The organism is Mesorhizobium sp. M0058, from assembly GCF_040323095.1.
GTDB lineage: Bacteria > Pseudomonadota > Alphaproteobacteria > Rhizobiales > Rhizobiaceae > Mesorhizobium.
Genome location: NZ_JAMYUQ010000015.1, coordinates 125,252 through 140,605 on the forward strand (window position 1 = coordinate 125,252; position 15,354 = coordinate 140,605).

Genomic DNA, 15,354 nt, shown 5'->3' on the forward strand with positions numbered 1-15,354 from the left:
ATCATGAAAATCCGGCGTTCAAACCAAGGCGCAACCGTCGGCCTGGAATTCACGGCACGATGGAACAAAATTGAAGATGCCGCGTTTGGGGTCTTGCGGCGCGATCCACCATTGGCCGCGGGGGCAACTTTATCCGTATAAATCCATAGGGCTGGGAGTGGCGCTGTGACCGTGCAGGCATCCAAGAAGCAATTGGACCGTCGAAGCATCCTGAATTCTCTGAAAGCCTTCCGGCGCGGCGATTTCTCCGTCCGCATCGACAATGTTTATGAAGGCCTCGATTCTGAGATAGCTGAGACTTTCAACGAGATCGCTGACCTCAACGACCAAGTGACGCGCGAGTTCGAGCGCTTGAGCCGGGTCGTCGGCAAGGAGGGGCGGATAGGCGAGCGCGGCCGGGTTCGCAATGCCACCGGCAGTTGGGAATCCAGTGTCCGTTCAGTCAATGATCTCATCGAAGACATGGTTCAGCCAACGGCTGAGGTTGCGCGCGTTATCGGCGCCGTCGCCAAGGGCGACCTTTCGCAGACCATGATGGTCGAAATTGATGGCCGACCGCTGCGCGGCGAATTCCTGCGCATCGGCAAGATCGTCAACACCATGGTCGGCCAGTTGGCCTCCTTCGCCTCTGAGGTGACGCGCGTGGCGCGCGAGGTCGGTACGGAAGGCAAGCTCGGCGGCCAAGCCCGGGTCAAGGGCGTCGCCGGCACGTGGAAAGATCTGACCGACAACGTCAACGCGATGGCCACGAACCTGACCGGGCAAGTGCGCAACATCGCGGAGGTTACGACGGCGGTCGCGTCGGGCGACCTGTCGAAGAAGATCACAGTCGATGTCAAGGGCGAAATCCTAGAACTGAAGAACACCATCAACACGATGGTGGACCAGCTTAATTCCTTCGCTTCGGAAGTGACGCGCGTGGCGCGCGAGGTCGGCACTGAAGGCAAGCTTGGCGGCCAGGCGCGCGTTGAGGGTGTTGGTGGTACGTGGAAGGATCTGACCGACAATGTGAATTCCATGGCCGAGAACCTGACTGGCCAGGTGCGCAACATCGCCGAAGTGACGACCGCGGTGGCTTTGGGCGACCTGTCGAAGAAGATTACGGTGGACGTGAAGGGCGAGATTCTCGAGCTGAAATCCACGATAAACACGATGGTGGACCAGCTGAATTCATTCGCGGGCGAGGTCACGCGCGTGGCACGCGAGGTTGGCACCGAAGGCAAGCTTGGCGGCCAGGCGCAGGTGCGCGGCGTCGCCGGCACCTGGAAGGACCTCACCGACAACGTCAACTCGATGGCCGAGAACCTGACCGGTCAGGTGCGCAATATCGCCGAGGTGACCACGGCGGTCGCGTCGGGCGATCTGTCCAAGAAGATCACGGTCGCCGTGCAAGGCGAAATCCTGGAACTCAAGGACACCATCAACACGATGGTCGACCAACTGAACTCCTTTGCCTCGGAAGTGACGCGCGTGGCACGCGAGGTCGGCACCGAAGGCAAGCTGGGCGGCCAGGCAGAGGTGAGGGGCGTCGGCGGCACATGGAAGGATTTGACCGACAACGTCAATCTCATGGCCGCCAACCTGACTGGCCAGGTTCGAAACATCGCAGAAGTCACCACCGCCGTGGCGCGCGGCGACCTGTCGAAGAAGATCACCGTCGACGTCAAAGGCGAGATCCTGGAGCTCAAGGACACCGTCAACACGATGGTCGACCAACTGAACTCCTTCGCCTCTGAGGTCACGCGTGTGGCCCGCGAAGTGGGATCGGAAGGCAAGCTTGGTGGCCAGGCGCATGTCGAAGGCGTCGGTGGCACCTGGAAGGATCTGACCGACAACGTCAACGCCATGGCCGGCAATTTGACGGTGCAGTTGCGTGACGTGTCGAAGGTGGCAACGGCCATAGCGACCGGCGACTTGACCCAGAAGATCACCGTCGACGCGCTGGGCGAGATCTTGCAGATCAAGGACGTCATCAACACGATGGTCGACCAGCTCAATTCCTTCGCTTCGGAAGTGACACGTGTGGCGCGCGAGGTCGGCTCCGATGGCAAGCTCGGCGGCCAGGCCCAGGTGCGCGGCATCGGCGGCACGTGGAAGGATCTGACCGAAAACGTCAACGCCATGGCGGCCAACCTGACCGGCCAGGTGCGCAACATCGCCGAGGTAACCACCGCCGTGGCGCTCGGGGACCTTTCGAAGAAGATCACCGTCGATGTCCGCGGCGAGATCCTGGAGCTGAAGGACACCATCAACACAATGGTGGACCAGCTTAATTCCTTCGCTTCGGAAGTCACGCGCGTGGCACGCGAGGTCGGCACGGAAGGCAAGTTGGGAGGCCAGGCGCAGGTGCGCGGCGTTGCCGGCACGTGGAAGGATCTCACAGACAATGTGAACTCGATGGCCGAGAATCTGACCGGCCAGGTGCGCAACATCGCCGAAGTCACGACCGCCGTGGCGCGCGGCGACCTGTCGAAGAAGATCACCGTCGATGTGAAGGGCGAAATCCTGGAGCTCAAGTCGACCATCAACACCATGGTGGACCAGTTGAACTCCTTCGCCGGCGAGGTCACCCGAGTCGCGCGTGAGGTTGGCACCGAGGGCAAGCTTGGTGGCCAGGCGCGCGTCGAAGGTGTTGCCGGTACCTGGAAGGACCTGACCGACAACGTCAACCTGATGGCGACGAACTTGACCAATCAGGTGCGCGGCATCGCCGATGTCGTGACGGCGGTCGCGCAAGGCAATCTCAGGCGCAAACTGACGGTCGACGCGAAGGGAGAGATCGCCCTGCTGGCCGACACCATCAACGGCATGATCGAGACGCTTGCCACCTTTGCCGACCAGGTGACCAACGTCGCCCGTGAGGTGGGCATCGAGGGTAAGCTCGGTGGTCAGGCGCGTGTGCCAGGTGCCGCCGGCCTCTGGCGCGACCTGACCGACAATGTCAATCAACTCGCTGCCAATCTGACCACCCAGGTGCGTGCCATCGCCGAGGTTTCGACGGCGGTGACCAAGGGCGATCTTACCCGTTCGATCAGCGTCGAAGCCTCCGGCGAGGTCGCCGCGCTGAAAGACAACATCAACGAAATGATCCGCAATCTGAAGGATCAGACGCTGAAGAATGCCGAGCAGGACTGGTTGAAGACCAATCTCGCCCGGTTTTCGCGCATGCTGCAAGGCGAGCGCGACCTTGCCACCGTCTCGCGGCTCATCATGTCCGAACTCGCTCCTCTGGTGAACGCCCAGTATGGGGTGTTCTACGTCACCAATCGCGACGAGGAGGAATCCTATCTTGAGCTGGCGGCTTCCTATGGCGCCGAGAGCAAGGCTGCCATCAAGCAGCGGCTTGATCTGCGAGAGGGCCTGGTTGGGCAAAGTGCCGCCGACAAGCGCGCCATCATGCTGGACAATGTGCCGCCAGAATTCCTTCGGGTCACATCTGGTCTTGGCAGCGCCTCGCCAGCCAATGTCATCATCCTGCCTGCCCTGTTCGAGGATGAAGTCAAAGCCGTCATCGAGCTCGCCTCGTTCGGCGAGTTTCGTGACACACACCAGTCGTTCCTCAACCAGCTCATGGAATCCGTCGGCATCGTTCTCAACACCATCGCTGCGACGATGCGCACGGAGGGCCTGCTCAAGCAGTCGCAACTGCTGACGTCGGAATTGCAAGCGCGTCAAACCGAGCTGACAAAAAAGCAGGAAGAGCTGCATGCGACAAACGAGGAGCTGCAGGAAAAGGCGCAGCTGCTCGAGAACGAAAAGAAGCAGGTCGAAAACAAGAATCTCGAAATCGAGATGGCGCGACGCGCGCTGGAGGAAAAAGCCGAGCAACTGGCGCTCACGTCGAAATACAAATCCGAATTCCTGGCCAATATGAGCCACGAACTGCGCACGCCGCTCAATTCGCTGCTCATTTTGTCAAACCTGCTGGCGACCAACCAGCACGGCAACCTCAACGAAAAACAGGTAGAGTTCGCCCGCACCATCAATTCGGCAGGAACCGATCTTCTCAGCCTCATCAACGATATCCTCGATCTGTCGAAGATCGAGTCGGGCACTGTTTCCATCGACATCAACGATATGCCGGTGACGCATCTTCGCCAGCATATGGAACGAACTTTTCGTCAGCTGGCAGCCGACAAGGGACTTGGCTTCACCATCAAGGTCGATCCGGCGCTTCCCGACACGGTCCGCACAGATGAGAAACGCTTGCAGCAGATTGTCCTCAACCTGCTTTCCAACGCATTCAAATTCACCTCGGAAGGCGAGGTCAGCCTGAACTTCCGGGTTGAAAAGGCCGGCCGCCGCAATGGCGCGACGCAGCCGGTGAAGGCTCTCGCGATCGCCGTCACCGACACCGGCATTGGCATTCCAGAAGACAAACAGAAGCTGATTTTCGAGGCCTTCCAGCAGGCCGACGGCACCACCAGCCGCAAGTATGGCGGCACCGGCCTTGGGCTCTCGATCAGCCGCGAGATCGCTCGCTTGCTTGGCGGCGAATTGCGGGTCGAAAGCACGCCGGGCAAGGGGTCGACATTTACCCTCATCATCCCGTTCGACGGCCCCCGCGTGACGACAGTACAGTCGACCTTGGCTCCGGCGGCGGAGGCGGTTGCTGCGACAGCTCTGCTCAGCAGTCCGCCCTCGGCAGAGCTGATCGACGACCGCGATTCAATCCTACCCACCGATCGGATCGTGTTGATCGTCGAAGACGATCCGACCTTTGGCGGGTTGCTGCTTGGCCTCGCCCGGTCGGCCGGGCTGAAAGGCGTTCTGTCGACTGCAGGTTCCGGCACGCTGGCATTGGCCCGCAAGCTCGTTCCCGACGCAATCACACTTGATCTCGGACTTTCGGATATCGATGGCTGGGTGCTTTTCGATCTGCTGCGGCATGACCAGAAGACGAGGGGAATTCCTATCCATGTCATCTCGGGTGCCGAAGACATCGACAGTCTCGCACGCAAGGGGGCGTCCAGCATTTCCACCAAGCCCGTTTCCTCTGACGAGCTGATGAAGGTGTTTCAGGATATCCACTCGAAGAAGCTCCGCGTTCAGCGCCGCGTTCTGGTCGTGGACCCTGACCCGGAGCGGCGTCTGGCTCTGGTCGAGGCAATCCGCGACGGCGTAACGTCGGTCACCGCGATTGGTCGTGTTGCGGCAAATGCAGAAGACGTTGGCCTCGCCTTCTATGATGCCGTCGTGCTCGGCTTTGGACGCTCCGCCAAGGACAACGCAAAGGCGCTGGACGAGATCACCGGCCAATTCGGCGAAGCCTTGCCGCAGCTGCTGTTCTTTACACCTCACCCGGACGCGCTTGAACAGGTACTGGCATTGAACCCGGCCTTGGCGGAAGCACCGCGGGCGGAGAACTTCGCTCAATTGGCGCTGCATATTTCGGCAACGCTGCCGGGAGAAGGTCGCCAAGAGGCCTGGGCAGGAACTGAACACAACGGCAAGTCCGATCTCGCCGGGGCGAAAGTTCTCATCGTCGACGACGACATTCGTAACATTTATTCGCTCACGAGTGTTCTGGAGACCTATGACATACAGGTTCTGCATGCCGAGCGGGGCCGTGATGGCATCGCGCTTCTTGAACAGGCGCCCGATGTCGACGTGGCATTGATCGATATCATGATGCCGGAGATGGACGGCTACGAGACGATGCGGCGGATTCGCGGCACACCGGCGATTGCTCATATCCCGCTGATTTCCGTCACCGCAAAGGCGATGAAGGGGGATCGGCAAAAATGTCTGGATGCCGGGGCTTCCGACTACATCGCCAAACCCGTCGATCTGGATCTCCTGCTGGCGCTGCTTCGTGTCTGGATCGGACGTGCCCGATCCCGTGTCGAGAGCCCGGAAAAAATTCTCCTGGCAGCGAACTGACGGCCGTTCGATGCAAAAGCTGGCAAGAAACAGGGTAAGGAAACTTGAGGTGGCAGCTCTTGCCGAAGGGCCGGCAAGAGCCCGTATCCTGGCGGTGGACGACGATGAGCGCAATCTGCTGGCGATCAGCGAAGTGCTCGCGACTATCGGAGAGGTCATCTGCGCCCAATCGGGCGAAGAGGCTCTGCGCTTTTTGCTGAAAGAGGAGTTCGCCGTCATTCTCCTGGATGTCCTCATGCCAGGGTTGGACGGGTATGAAACGGCCGCACTTATCCGCCAGCGCGAGCAATCCAAGCGCACCCCAATCATCTTCTTGACCGCCATCAACAAGGAGGATGCGCATATGCTGCGCGGCTATGATGCCGGCGCGGTCGACTATGTGTTCAAGCCATTCGATCCGATCATGCTGCGTTCGAAAGTCGCGGTTTTCGTCGAACTCCACGAGAAGACGCTCGAGATCCAGCGCAAGGCGGAGGTCGAGCAGGGACTATTGGCGCAGGCGTTGCAGGCGCACAAGGACAAGCTTCAGGCCGAACGCGCGCTGCGCAGCGCCGAGCAACGGCAGGATGCCATCCTGAATTCGTTGCCGGTCTGCTTTCATGCTCGGGCAGCCGAGCCACCCTTCGCGGCGCGCTTTGTTACGGAGGGCGTCGAGCGCTTGACCGGCTTTGCGCCTGAATACCTGACATCGGATCCGGAGTTCGGTCTCAACCGCGTTCATCCCGACGACCTGCCGCGATTGAAGCAAGCGCTGCTGGCGGCCAAAACCACCGGCTCCTATACGTGCGAGTTCCGCTGGCATTGCGCCAATGGCGAGTATCGCATTTTTCTCGACCAGGGCGTGATGTCGGACGGGTCAGATGGCCGTGAACCGGAAATTATCGGCACATTGCTTGACATCACGGAGCGGCGCGGTCTTGAGGATCAGCTGCTTCAATCCCAGCGCATCGACGCTATCGGCAAGCTAACCGGCGGCCTGGCGCATGATTTCAACAACCTGCTCGCCGCAATTCTCAGTGGGTTAGGGCTGCTTGAACGCCGGGCTACGTTGGATGATCAGGCGCAACAGGTACTCGACCTGACGCGGCGTTCTGCAAAACAAGGCGCTGACCTTGTCGCGCGAATGCTGGCATTCTCGCGGCGCCAGACCCTGAAGCCGGAAGCGGTGCGCCTTGCTGCGCTGGGCGACACGATGAATGGATTGGTGGCGCCCGTACTGGGGGGGTTGATCCGTTTCGACTGGCAGATCGATGACACGATCTGGCCGGTGCATGTCGATGCAGGCCAACTTGAATTGGCCCTGATGAATCTGGTTTTCAACGCGCGTGACGCCATGCCCTCTGGCGGGACAATAACCGTGCATGCGCAGAATCGATCGATCGTGACGCAAACAGAGGATATTCCGCCGGGCGACTATGTCCTGATCGCCGTCAAGGACACCGGATCCGGCATACCCCCCGATCTTGTCGCCAAAGTCGTCGAACCGTTCTTCACCACCAAGCCGGTCGGTAAGGGAACGGGCCTCGGCCTCAGCACGGTCTACGGCTTCATGAAGCAGTCAGGTGGGACACTTCGCATAGAAAGCGTCGTCAACCGCGGAACTACCATGCAACTCTGGCTGCCACGTTCGACCGAACAGCCGGTCGATCCTGCGGTGGAACCCGACATTGAACGAGCGTTCGCCGATGCCGGGATGGAGCACCCATCAATCCTCCTGATCGACGACAGCCATGTTTTGCGGCAATTGACCGCCGAGTCCCTTCGCCAACGTGGTTTCGAGGTGACCTGCGCGGGAGGAGGGGCGGAGGCGCTGGCCATGATGGAGCGCACTCCCAACCAGTTCGACGTCATTATCACCGACTTCGCCATGCCACTCGTATCCGGCGTCGACGTGATCCGCTTCGCGCGCAATTTGCGCTCGGACTGGCCAGCGGTCATGATCACGGGCTATGCCGATGCCCGGGAGATTGCCGATCGGCCGGCCGACGTGCCCTTGCTCGGCAAGCCCTTCCGCGACGAGGATCTGTTCGAAGCGATTTTCCTCGCGATAGAGAATGCGGCCCCCCAAAGGATCAAAACCGGCTAGCGCTTAGGGCTTGTCGACGGTCTGGCCACGTCGGTAGGCCGGGCAGATCGAGACCGCACTTTCGGGGCACGGCGACAAGGGCCGCATTCCTGATCGGCAATCTGGGTCATTCGCAACAGGCGGCGCTACCAGCGCTCCTCGGTGTCGCGGTCCGGTAGGTCTATTCCGCAGCACACCCAACCAAGGCGCTGCGCTGAACCGTAGTTGTACCGAGGCACCAGGTGAGCCGGATCATCGAAGGTACCGACGTGCAGCGCGATCTCGGTTGGCGACGCGTCGTAGCAAAGGCTGAGCGGCGACCCGCATTCTGGGCAGAAGCCTCTTTGCGCGATCGGCGAAGACCTTCGATATGTTGGCGTTCCGGAATTCCAGCTCAGGCTTTGGCAGGGCATCCAGGCAAGAACTGCAAACGCGCTGCCGGTCGCTCGTCTGCACATATCGCAGTGGCAGTAGTGAACCCTCGGTTCGATCCCGGCGCTGAATCGGATCCTGCCACAGAGACATCCGCCATGGATGGCCAAGGAGCCGGGCAGGCGCTTGCCAACCTCACGCATTAAGATCGATCAAGGCGGCGCCGAACGCTCCGATCGCAGTCAAAGAGGCACTGCCGAGGTTTTGGTCGGTTGCGAAGGCTGTCAGCGCGCCGAAGCCTTCGTCGCCGAGGTCGAGCACCACGACGAAAATTCTTTGCCCGCTGACCTGATTGACGAGCTTGGGTTTCATCGCGCTCCGAACCTGTTGCGGGGCAGTTAATGGGCATGGTGCTCGGCATTCCGCTTGCGGGTTGCCGCTGCCTTCTTTGCCGATTCCGATCGGCTTGCGGCTGACCGTGAAGCCGATGCCTTGCCGCCGCTTTTCCCACCCTTGTGGGCCGCGGGGTGTCCGGTGTGTTTACCACGACCCGAGCCGCCTTCTTTCTTGCCGCCGCCATCGTCCTTGTTGACGGTCGCCCATGCCCGGCGCTCGGATTCCTTCTCGGAAACACCGCGCTTCTCATAGCCTGCGGCAATGTGGTCGGCTTTGCGTTCCTGTTTGTCGCTGTATTTCGATTTGTCGCCTCGTGGCATGGTCGTTCTCCCGGCTCAATGATGTTTGAACGGTATGCCGGCGGGAGAGTTCCAAGCGGAAATTCAGAAAATTGAAAACGCGAGCGAGGATTTCGACCAACACGGAGCGTTATTGCTCCGGAGCCGTGGCGGGTGCCGTGTAGCGGCGGCGCACGGCACCGATCACGCGTTTCTTGAAGCGACCGAGCGCGGCAAGCGTCTCCCTGGAGACGACGTCGTCGCGTGCCGTCTACTCGGTAGCCCAATGCAATGAAATACGTTCCGCGACCTCAGTAGCCACCGACCACCGGCAGGATCTCTCCCGTGATGTAACTCGAGCAATGCGACGAGGCGAGGAACACGTAAGCCGGGGCAAGTTCTTCCGGTTGCGCTGGCCGTTTCATCGGCGTATCCGCGCCGAATTTCGAGACGTCGTTGGCTTCCTTGTCCGAAGGGTTGAGCGGCGTCCACACCGGACCTGGCGCGACCGCGTTTACCCGGACGCCCTTGCCGATCAGATTGCCCGAAAGCGCTCGCGTGAAGGCATGAATGCCGCCCTTGGTCATCGAATAGTCAACCAGTTGCTTGGAACCGTCGATGCCGGTCACCGAACCGGTATTGATGATCGCGGAGCCCGGCTCCATGTGCGGCACGCTCTCCTGCGCCATATGGAAATAGCCGTAAAGATTAGTCTTCAGCGTCGTGTCGAAATGTTCCTCGGTCAGGTCGTTGAAGTCACTGGAATGGATTTGGAAAGCGGCGTTGTTGACCAGCACGTCGATCCTGCCGAATTTTTCGACCGTCAGCGCCACGGCGTTGCGGCAATGCTCGCGTTCACTGACATCGGCTTTTATCAGTATGCAACGCCGGCCTTCCTTTTCGACGGCGTTTTTGGTCGCTTCGGCGTCCCTGTCTTCACTCAAGTATACGATCGCAATGTCGGCGCCCTCGCGGGCGAACAAGACTGCCACCGAACGGCCGATGCCGGAATCACCACCCGTGATAAGCGCTACCTTGTCGTCGAGTTTTTTCGATCCGAGGTAGTAAGGCGCATCGTAGAGCGGAGCGGGCTCGATCGCCCATTCATGCCCCGGTTTGGGTTGATGCTGCTCGGGAAAAGGCGGCTCGGGATATTTGCGGGCGCCGGCTTGCATCGCGTGTTGCATTTTGCCATTGCTCTTCGTCTCGTCTTTGGCGTCGATACCACGCTGGATATGGCGTTGCTTGGCGGCTTCAGCTGAAGTCTGCGACTTAGTCTGCATGGCTTTCTCCTGTGCTCGGAGAACGAACAACGCATGCCGGGCAAAAAAGTTTGCGCAAATATCTCGATCCCGAAAGGGCTCGCCATTGCGAACAGCCTGCGAAGAGCGTGGAGCATTGGTCGTCAATGAGATCGGAATTGCCATGCCGGCGGCGTTCAGACAAACACCACATTCATTACCCGCTCAAAGCACGCTTTTTTCAGAACCATAGGGTTTGGCAATGCGGACCATGCCTTTCGTCCGAAGGCGCTGGTATAAATAGAAAATCGTCATCAAGCCGATTGCTGTTCCAGCACCAAGACACAGCGCGAGCAATAGTTCTGCACCGACACGAAACGCAAGCAGAGTAACGCCCGCCGCAGCGACGATGGCATTTATGAATGCGATCATAGTCGCTGCAGTGGTCAGGTACGCCAGGAGAGGCCCAGTACGAAGAGAAGGTTCGGCGTCATTTTCGGGCCAGCGGCCGAATTCCTTGGAAAACTGGAAGGCAGCCTCGTCGCCCAAAGTTCGATAGTAGGCTCTGATCCGGGCAATGCCGATATGGGCCTGCATGTTCTCAGCGGCGATGTCGACCAACCTCAAGACGGTAAAGGCACCCAGTAAAAAGACCGATGGCAGCACAACCGCGACAAACGGCAGGAAGAACTCGGAGGACTGCGTAACAAAGCCCGTTGCCACCAGAGCGCTCGACAGAGACATAATGTAGATGGTCGTTCGCGACGCCATTTCACTTATGGACGTGCTGATCGCTGTCTGCTGCACGAAATGCTCTGTCGTCAGGGCCGCGAGAAACGAAGCATCGGGTGTCGGCGTGTCAGCCATGGAGCATGCTCCTGTCGGGTAGACCTGAGTTTTTCTTCGAAATAGTGCTTGCGAGGCTGGCCGCCACTGGATGCTCCCGACGTCTGACCATGCCGGTTTTATTGTGCCATATCCAGCGAGCCCGCATCACCGATCAAAAAGGGCCGATCATGTGGTCAGCAGATGCTGGCCATATCGCAGGCGAAATGTCTGCCGTGGTCAATCTGTATGGCCTTTTGGGGATCCGGGTCGAAGCGCATTCGCGGCGCGGTTGCAGTTGGGAGCGGTTCCGCGGCGGCGCTGATGCGAGTTCGCGCATTCGTGGCAGCGGCCTCGAAACAAATTCGGTCTCTAGGCCGGCAACGCGAATTCACCGGCAAGTTCGATGGTGCGGGCTTGCGGGCCGACTTTTCGGTGGCGAAGCCCATGACCACGGTCCACCAGACTCATAAATCAGCAGCCCGGATCCTGCCTACTGCGGTATCTCCAGGCCCTGCCGCAATCCTGTCGCGACGACTGAGACCCTGAATTTTCCGGCGAGTGCCCGGTCGAATATGGCGCCGACGATGATGTCGGCGTCGGCGTCGACCTCCTCGCGGATGCGGGTGGCGGCCTCATCGACTTCGAACAGCGTCATGTCCATGCCGCCCGAGATCGAGACCAGGACGCCCTTGGCGCCGATCATCGAGGCTTCGTCGAGAAGCGGGTTTGCTATCGCCGCTTCGGCGGCCTTCCTGGCGCGGTCCTCGCCCGTGGCTTCCCCGGTACCCATCATTGCGCGGCCCATGTCGCGCATCACCGACTTCACGTCGGCGAAGTCGAGATTGATCAGCCCCTCCTTGACGATGAGATCGGTTATGCAGCCGACGCCGGAATAAAGGACGCGATCAGCCATGGCGAAGGCGTCCGCGAAAGTCGTCTTTGCGTCGGCGATCCTGAAGAGGTTCTGGTTCGGAATAACGATCACGGTATCGGCGCATTCGCGAAGCTGCTCGATGCCCTCTTCGGCGGCTTGCATGCGGCGCTTCCCTTCGAAGGTGAACGGCTTGGTGACGACGGCCACGGTCAGGATGCCGGCTGCCCGTGCAGCGTTCGCTATGACGGGCGCGGCACCGGTTCCAGTTCCGCCTCCCATGCCGGCGGTCACGAAGCACATATGGGTTCCCGCAAGGTGGTCCCTGATCTCGTCGATCGATTCCTCGGCTGCCGCGCGGCCGACCGCCGGCAGCGACCCGGCGCCCAGGCCTTCCGTGACATGGGCACCCAGCTGGATCAGCCGCGATGCTTTCGACATGGTCAGTGCCTGGGCATCGGTGTTGGCGACGATGAACTCCGCACCCTGCAGATTTTCGGCAATCATGTTGTTGACCGCGTTGCCGCCGCCACCGCCCACACCAATGACGGTTATCTTCGGCCGCATTTCCGAGATGACGGGCCTTGCCGCGGTGCTCATCGTCTTGTCTCCTTGGAATTGATCGACAAAAAGTTCCCGGAACGCGCCGCTTGAACACGCCAGGTGCAAGAATCAGGTTCTATCGCCTTGGCACAGGGAATCAGAGGGTGAACTTTGCGGCAAGACAAGATGTGGGACCTTTTGGACGAGTCTCCAGCCAATTTCCGGAATTGGCCCGTTCTGGCCAGCGAAAATCCACAATCCGGGATCCAACCCCTTCAAGCTTCACGCGCCCGCCTCACGCGCCAGAACCTTGAGAATCTGGCGGCCGATCGACGCCTGAGGCTTAGCGGATCGGCATCTTGCCGCGAAACAACGGCTGATAGGCCCGCATCAGAGCGGCAATCCGGTCGGCAATCTTTCGTACTGGCGGGGAGTGGCGTTCCTCATGATGGGTGACGATCCACTGGTCGGTTTCGAGTTCGGGGATAGGCTGAGCGACGCGAACCAGCCGCGGATCGCTGTCGCCGACGAAACACGGAAACACGGAAAGGCCGGCGCCCGCGGCCACAAGTTCTCGCACCGAATGGGTGTTGTTGCCTCGCACGGCGATGCGGTCGCCGTGATGGGCTTGCAGCCAGCGCGCCGAGGCGACGTTTGCTCCTTCGCCGGTGACGCCGACGAACAAGCCGGCAGCGATGCCGTTGATCAGGTGGCGTCCGGAATAAATGGCATACGCGACCTTGCCGCTCTGGCGGCCGGCCAGCCACTGTTCGGTTGGACGCTCGCTGCGGATGCCGATATCGGCGGCGCGGCGACCGATGTCGACCCGGTCGGTGGTGGTGACGAGTTCCACCCTGATGCCGTCATCGACCGTCCAGATTTCGCCGATATGGGCCGAAACGAAGGCCGAGGTCCAAGGCCCGGCCGAGACGCGGACAATGCGGTCGGGCAGGTTTCCCTCGCGCCAGCGGGTCAGCGACTGCATTGCTGCTTCGACGTCTTCGGCGCGCCGCAGCAGTTCTTCACCGACCGGGGTTAGCCGGTAGCCGGTCTGCTGCCGTACGAACAGCGCTTCGCCGATCTGCTTTTCGAGCGCGGTGACGCGTCGTCCGAGTGTGGCTGCGCTGAGGCGCGTGGTTGCCGTAGCCGCGCTCAGGCCACCCAGCCGCGCAACGTCGAGAAACAACCTCAGATCGTCCCAGCCAATATCCATTTTGCAGAAATGAAAAACTCCTTGCGACCGTGGCTGTAGCGCGAAGCGGACATCATGCGCAAGTATGCAGCCATTGGAGGCGTTGGATAATCCTGCCCTGGCAGGAAAATGACAGGCACGCCTCGGTGGCCAGGAAGTCAGCCCAATCCGTTCGATCGTGCATACGCTTTGCGCGATTGCTTTGCGTTTTCGACCAATCCAAGAGCGTGGGTATCCCGCTCGCCAAGGAGACGATCATGTTGCATGAACTTCGACACCGTTTCGCCCGCTGGCTTGCCTATCGCCAGACGCTTGCGAACTTGAGGCGGCTTCCAGACAGCATATTGGCGGATGCGGGCCTTTCTCGCGAAGAGCTCCGCGAGCGTGCCCGCGACGCCAGCCTGCGTCGCTGAGATTGGTGGCGGGCATGCAGAGAATGGAGCCGGCGGCGAGAAGCAATCAGGCGTCGTCTCCTCACTGCTGAGCTGCGGCTGAATGCGCCAATACGGTTGCCACGCTTGATGCCGCCGCAGTTTCGCTCCACATCGTGAGGGATGAAGACCGAGAAATCCGAGCGGCGTCGGACCTTGCTGTGGGCCTTGCCCGCATCGCTGGTCCTGCATGCGCTCATCACCGCGTTCCTGGTCTATGGCCTGCCCGTTCCTGCCCAGCAGCCGCAGGAGGAGGAACCGGTCAATGTCGCACTCGTCCCGCCACCCGAACCGCCGAAGCCGAAACCCGCTCCCGCGCCGCGTCCACCGCAACCCGACAAGCCGCCGGAGCAGAAGGTTGAAAAGCCGGCACCGGAAAAGCTGCCGCCAATCGAGGTCCTGAAGCCTGTTTTTCAGTTCGGCGACAAAGACACTGGCCCCAAAAAATCCTTGAATGGAGGCAGCGCTCAAGACAATGTGCCATCGCCGGCCAAGGATAACGAGCCACAGTCGGCTGTCGCGCCAAAGGATGCGGAGAGTAAACCCGCCCCAGCGCCAGACCCCGGAGAGCCGACAAAGTCAGCCAAGACTAATGAGAAGCCGGAAGCGGACAAACAGGAGGCTGCGACCCCACCCTCTGACAAACAGGCATCCGCGGCCGCAATGCCTTTGGCTGCCCCTGGGGACAACGGTGAGATCGAGCTTCCCGCGTCGGCTCAGGCGCCTCGGACCAAACCCGAAAACGTGCCGAAACCCCGCCCCGCAAAGGCTACGAAGTCAGGACGCGGAATCACCGAAGAGCCAAACTCCACGGACGTGGCCGCGGCTACACCGCGGCCATATTCGGGCCTTCCGGGCGTTCGCAAACTCTTTTCGCAAGGCGCCACCGGTGATGTGTTCGCAACGAACTCGATGGCCGACGTGCCTCGCGATCAACGGGCCGCCAGACTTTGCGCCAGCGTTCTGGAGCAAGAGTTGAACGACGCCTCTTATTCTCCCCAATTGATCCCAAGCATTCCGCTTAAGGCCGGCAATGTTCTTGACGCCCCCGACACCGCTTTCCGGACGGCAACGACATGGTACCATCTGAGCTTCCGATGCGGTATCGACATCAATGCGACGCGGGTCACGTCGTTCGCCTTCCGTGTCGGAGCCGCCGCCTCGCCCGACGAAAGCGCCTTTCTTGATCGGGACGTTCGTCGGCGGCGCGGTCCCGGCTGAGACGGCTTCCCAGTAGTCTGTCGGGGCGCACAT

The 15,354-nt window shown here is 60.6% G+C and carries 11 protein-coding genes; 4 read left to right on the forward strand and 7 right to left on the reverse strand.

Annotation, left to right across the window (positions count from 1 at the left end; genetic code table 11):
- Positions 1–171: 171 nt before the first annotated feature.
- Positions 172–5,883 (forward strand): HAMP domain-containing protein, encoded by a 5,712-nt coding sequence (locus NKJ75_RS25045; RefSeq protein WP_031195793.1) that lies wholly within the window; start codon positions 172–174, stop codon positions 5,881–5,883.
- A gap of 49 nt (positions 5,884–5,932) precedes the next feature.
- Positions 5,933–7,969, forward strand: a complete 2,037-nt coding sequence (locus NKJ75_RS25050) for a PAS domain-containing hybrid sensor histidine kinase/response regulator (protein ID WP_352500323.1) — start codon at positions 5,933–5,935, stop codon at positions 7,967–7,969.
- A gap of 125 nt (positions 7,970–8,094) precedes the next feature.
- On the opposite strand, the gene NKJ75_RS25055 is transcribed toward NKJ75_RS25050, so the two are convergent.
- The 7 genes from NKJ75_RS25055 to NKJ75_RS25085 all read right to left on the reverse strand — a co-directional run bounded on the left by NKJ75_RS25055 (position 8,095) and on the right by NKJ75_RS25085 (position 13,690).
- Positions 8,095–8,523, reverse strand: coding sequence for a GFA family protein (locus NKJ75_RS25055; protein WP_156936373.1), 429 nt, complete (start codon positions 8,521–8,523; stop codon positions 8,095–8,097).
- On the reverse strand, positions 8,516–8,692 hold the full coding sequence (locus tag NKJ75_RS25060; protein ID WP_023744504.1) for a PCC domain-containing protein: 177 nt from the start codon (positions 8,690–8,692) through the stop codon (positions 8,516–8,518). Before NKJ75_RS25060 ends, NKJ75_RS25055 begins: the two co-directional genes overlap by 8 nt.
- A 26-nt stretch (positions 8,693–8,718) precedes the next feature.
- Positions 8,719–9,036: a hypothetical protein gene (locus NKJ75_RS25065; protein WP_023687854.1), complete on the reverse strand. Its 318-nt coding sequence runs from the start codon at positions 9,034–9,036 to the stop codon at positions 8,719–8,721.
- 269 nt (positions 9,037–9,305) lie between these two features.
- Positions 9,306–10,277, reverse strand: a complete 972-nt coding sequence (locus NKJ75_RS25070; protein WP_023744506.1) for an SDR family oxidoreductase — start codon at positions 10,275–10,277, stop codon at positions 9,306–9,308.
- Between the two features lie 183 nt (positions 10,278–10,460).
- Positions 10,461–11,102: a hypothetical protein gene (locus NKJ75_RS25075; protein WP_023702102.1), complete on the reverse strand. Its 642-nt coding sequence runs from the start codon at positions 11,100–11,102 to the stop codon at positions 10,461–10,463.
- 451 nt (positions 11,103–11,553) lie between these two features.
- Complete coding sequence (gene ftsZ, locus NKJ75_RS25080; protein ID WP_023702103.1) at positions 11,554–12,534, reverse strand: cell division protein FtsZ; 981 nt, start codon at positions 12,532–12,534, stop codon at positions 11,554–11,556.
- A gap of 286 nt (positions 12,535–12,820) precedes the next feature.
- Positions 12,821–13,690 (reverse strand): LysR family transcriptional regulator, encoded by an 870-nt coding sequence (locus tag NKJ75_RS25085; RefSeq protein ID WP_023744507.1) that lies wholly within the window; start codon positions 13,688–13,690, stop codon positions 12,821–12,823.
- A 236-nt stretch (positions 13,691–13,926) separates the two neighbouring features.
- Between NKJ75_RS25085 and NKJ75_RS25090 the strand changes: the two genes are divergently transcribed.
- Both NKJ75_RS25090 and NKJ75_RS25095 read left to right on the forward strand, forming a co-directional pair.
- Positions 13,927–14,082, forward strand: coding sequence for a YjiS-like domain-containing protein (locus tag NKJ75_RS25090; protein ID WP_023744508.1), 156 nt, complete (start codon positions 13,927–13,929; stop codon positions 14,080–14,082).
- Between the two features lie 141 nt (positions 14,083–14,223).
- The gene (locus NKJ75_RS25095; protein ID WP_352500324.1) at positions 14,224–15,321 is read left to right on the forward strand and encodes a DUF930 domain-containing protein; all 1,098 of its coding nucleotides are present in this window, start codon (positions 14,224–14,226) and stop codon (positions 15,319–15,321) included.
- The last annotated feature ends 33 nt before the right edge of the window (positions 15,322–15,354 follow it).

Excerpts from the sequence above, each read along its gene's own strand:
- NKJ75_RS25075 (WP_023702102.1), bottom strand. The coding sequence starts at position 11,102 with ATGGCTGACACGCCGACACCCGATGCTTCGTTTCTCGCGGCCCTGACG.
- NKJ75_RS25090 (WP_023744508.1), top strand. The coding sequence starts at position 13,927 with ATGTTGCATGAACTTCGACACCGTTTCGCCCGCTGGCTTGCCTATCGC.
- NKJ75_RS25070 (WP_023744506.1), bottom strand. The coding sequence starts at position 10,277 with ATGCAGACTAAGTCGCAGACTTCAGCTGAAGCCGCCAAGCAACGCCAT.
- ftsZ (WP_023702103.1), bottom strand. The coding sequence starts at position 12,534 with ATGAGCACCGCGGCAAGGCCCGTCATCTCGGAAATGCGGCCGAAGATA.
- NKJ75_RS25055 (WP_156936373.1), bottom strand. The coding sequence starts at position 8,523 with ATGCGTGAGGTTGGCAAGCGCCTGCCCGGCTCCTTGGCCATCCATGGC.
- NKJ75_RS25095 (WP_352500324.1), top strand. The coding sequence starts at position 14,224 with ATGAAGACCGAGAAATCCGAGCGGCGTCGGACCTTGCTGTGGGCCTTG.
- NKJ75_RS25060 (WP_023744504.1), bottom strand. The coding sequence starts at position 8,692 with ATGAAACCCAAGCTCGTCAATCAGGTCAGCGGGCAAAGAATTTTCGTC.
- NKJ75_RS25085 (WP_023744507.1), bottom strand. The coding sequence starts at position 13,690 with ATGGATATTGGCTGGGACGATCTGAGGTTGTTTCTCGACGTTGCGCGG.
- NKJ75_RS25065 (WP_023687854.1), bottom strand. The coding sequence starts at position 9,036 with ATGCCACGAGGCGACAAATCGAAATACAGCGACAAACAGGAACGCAAA.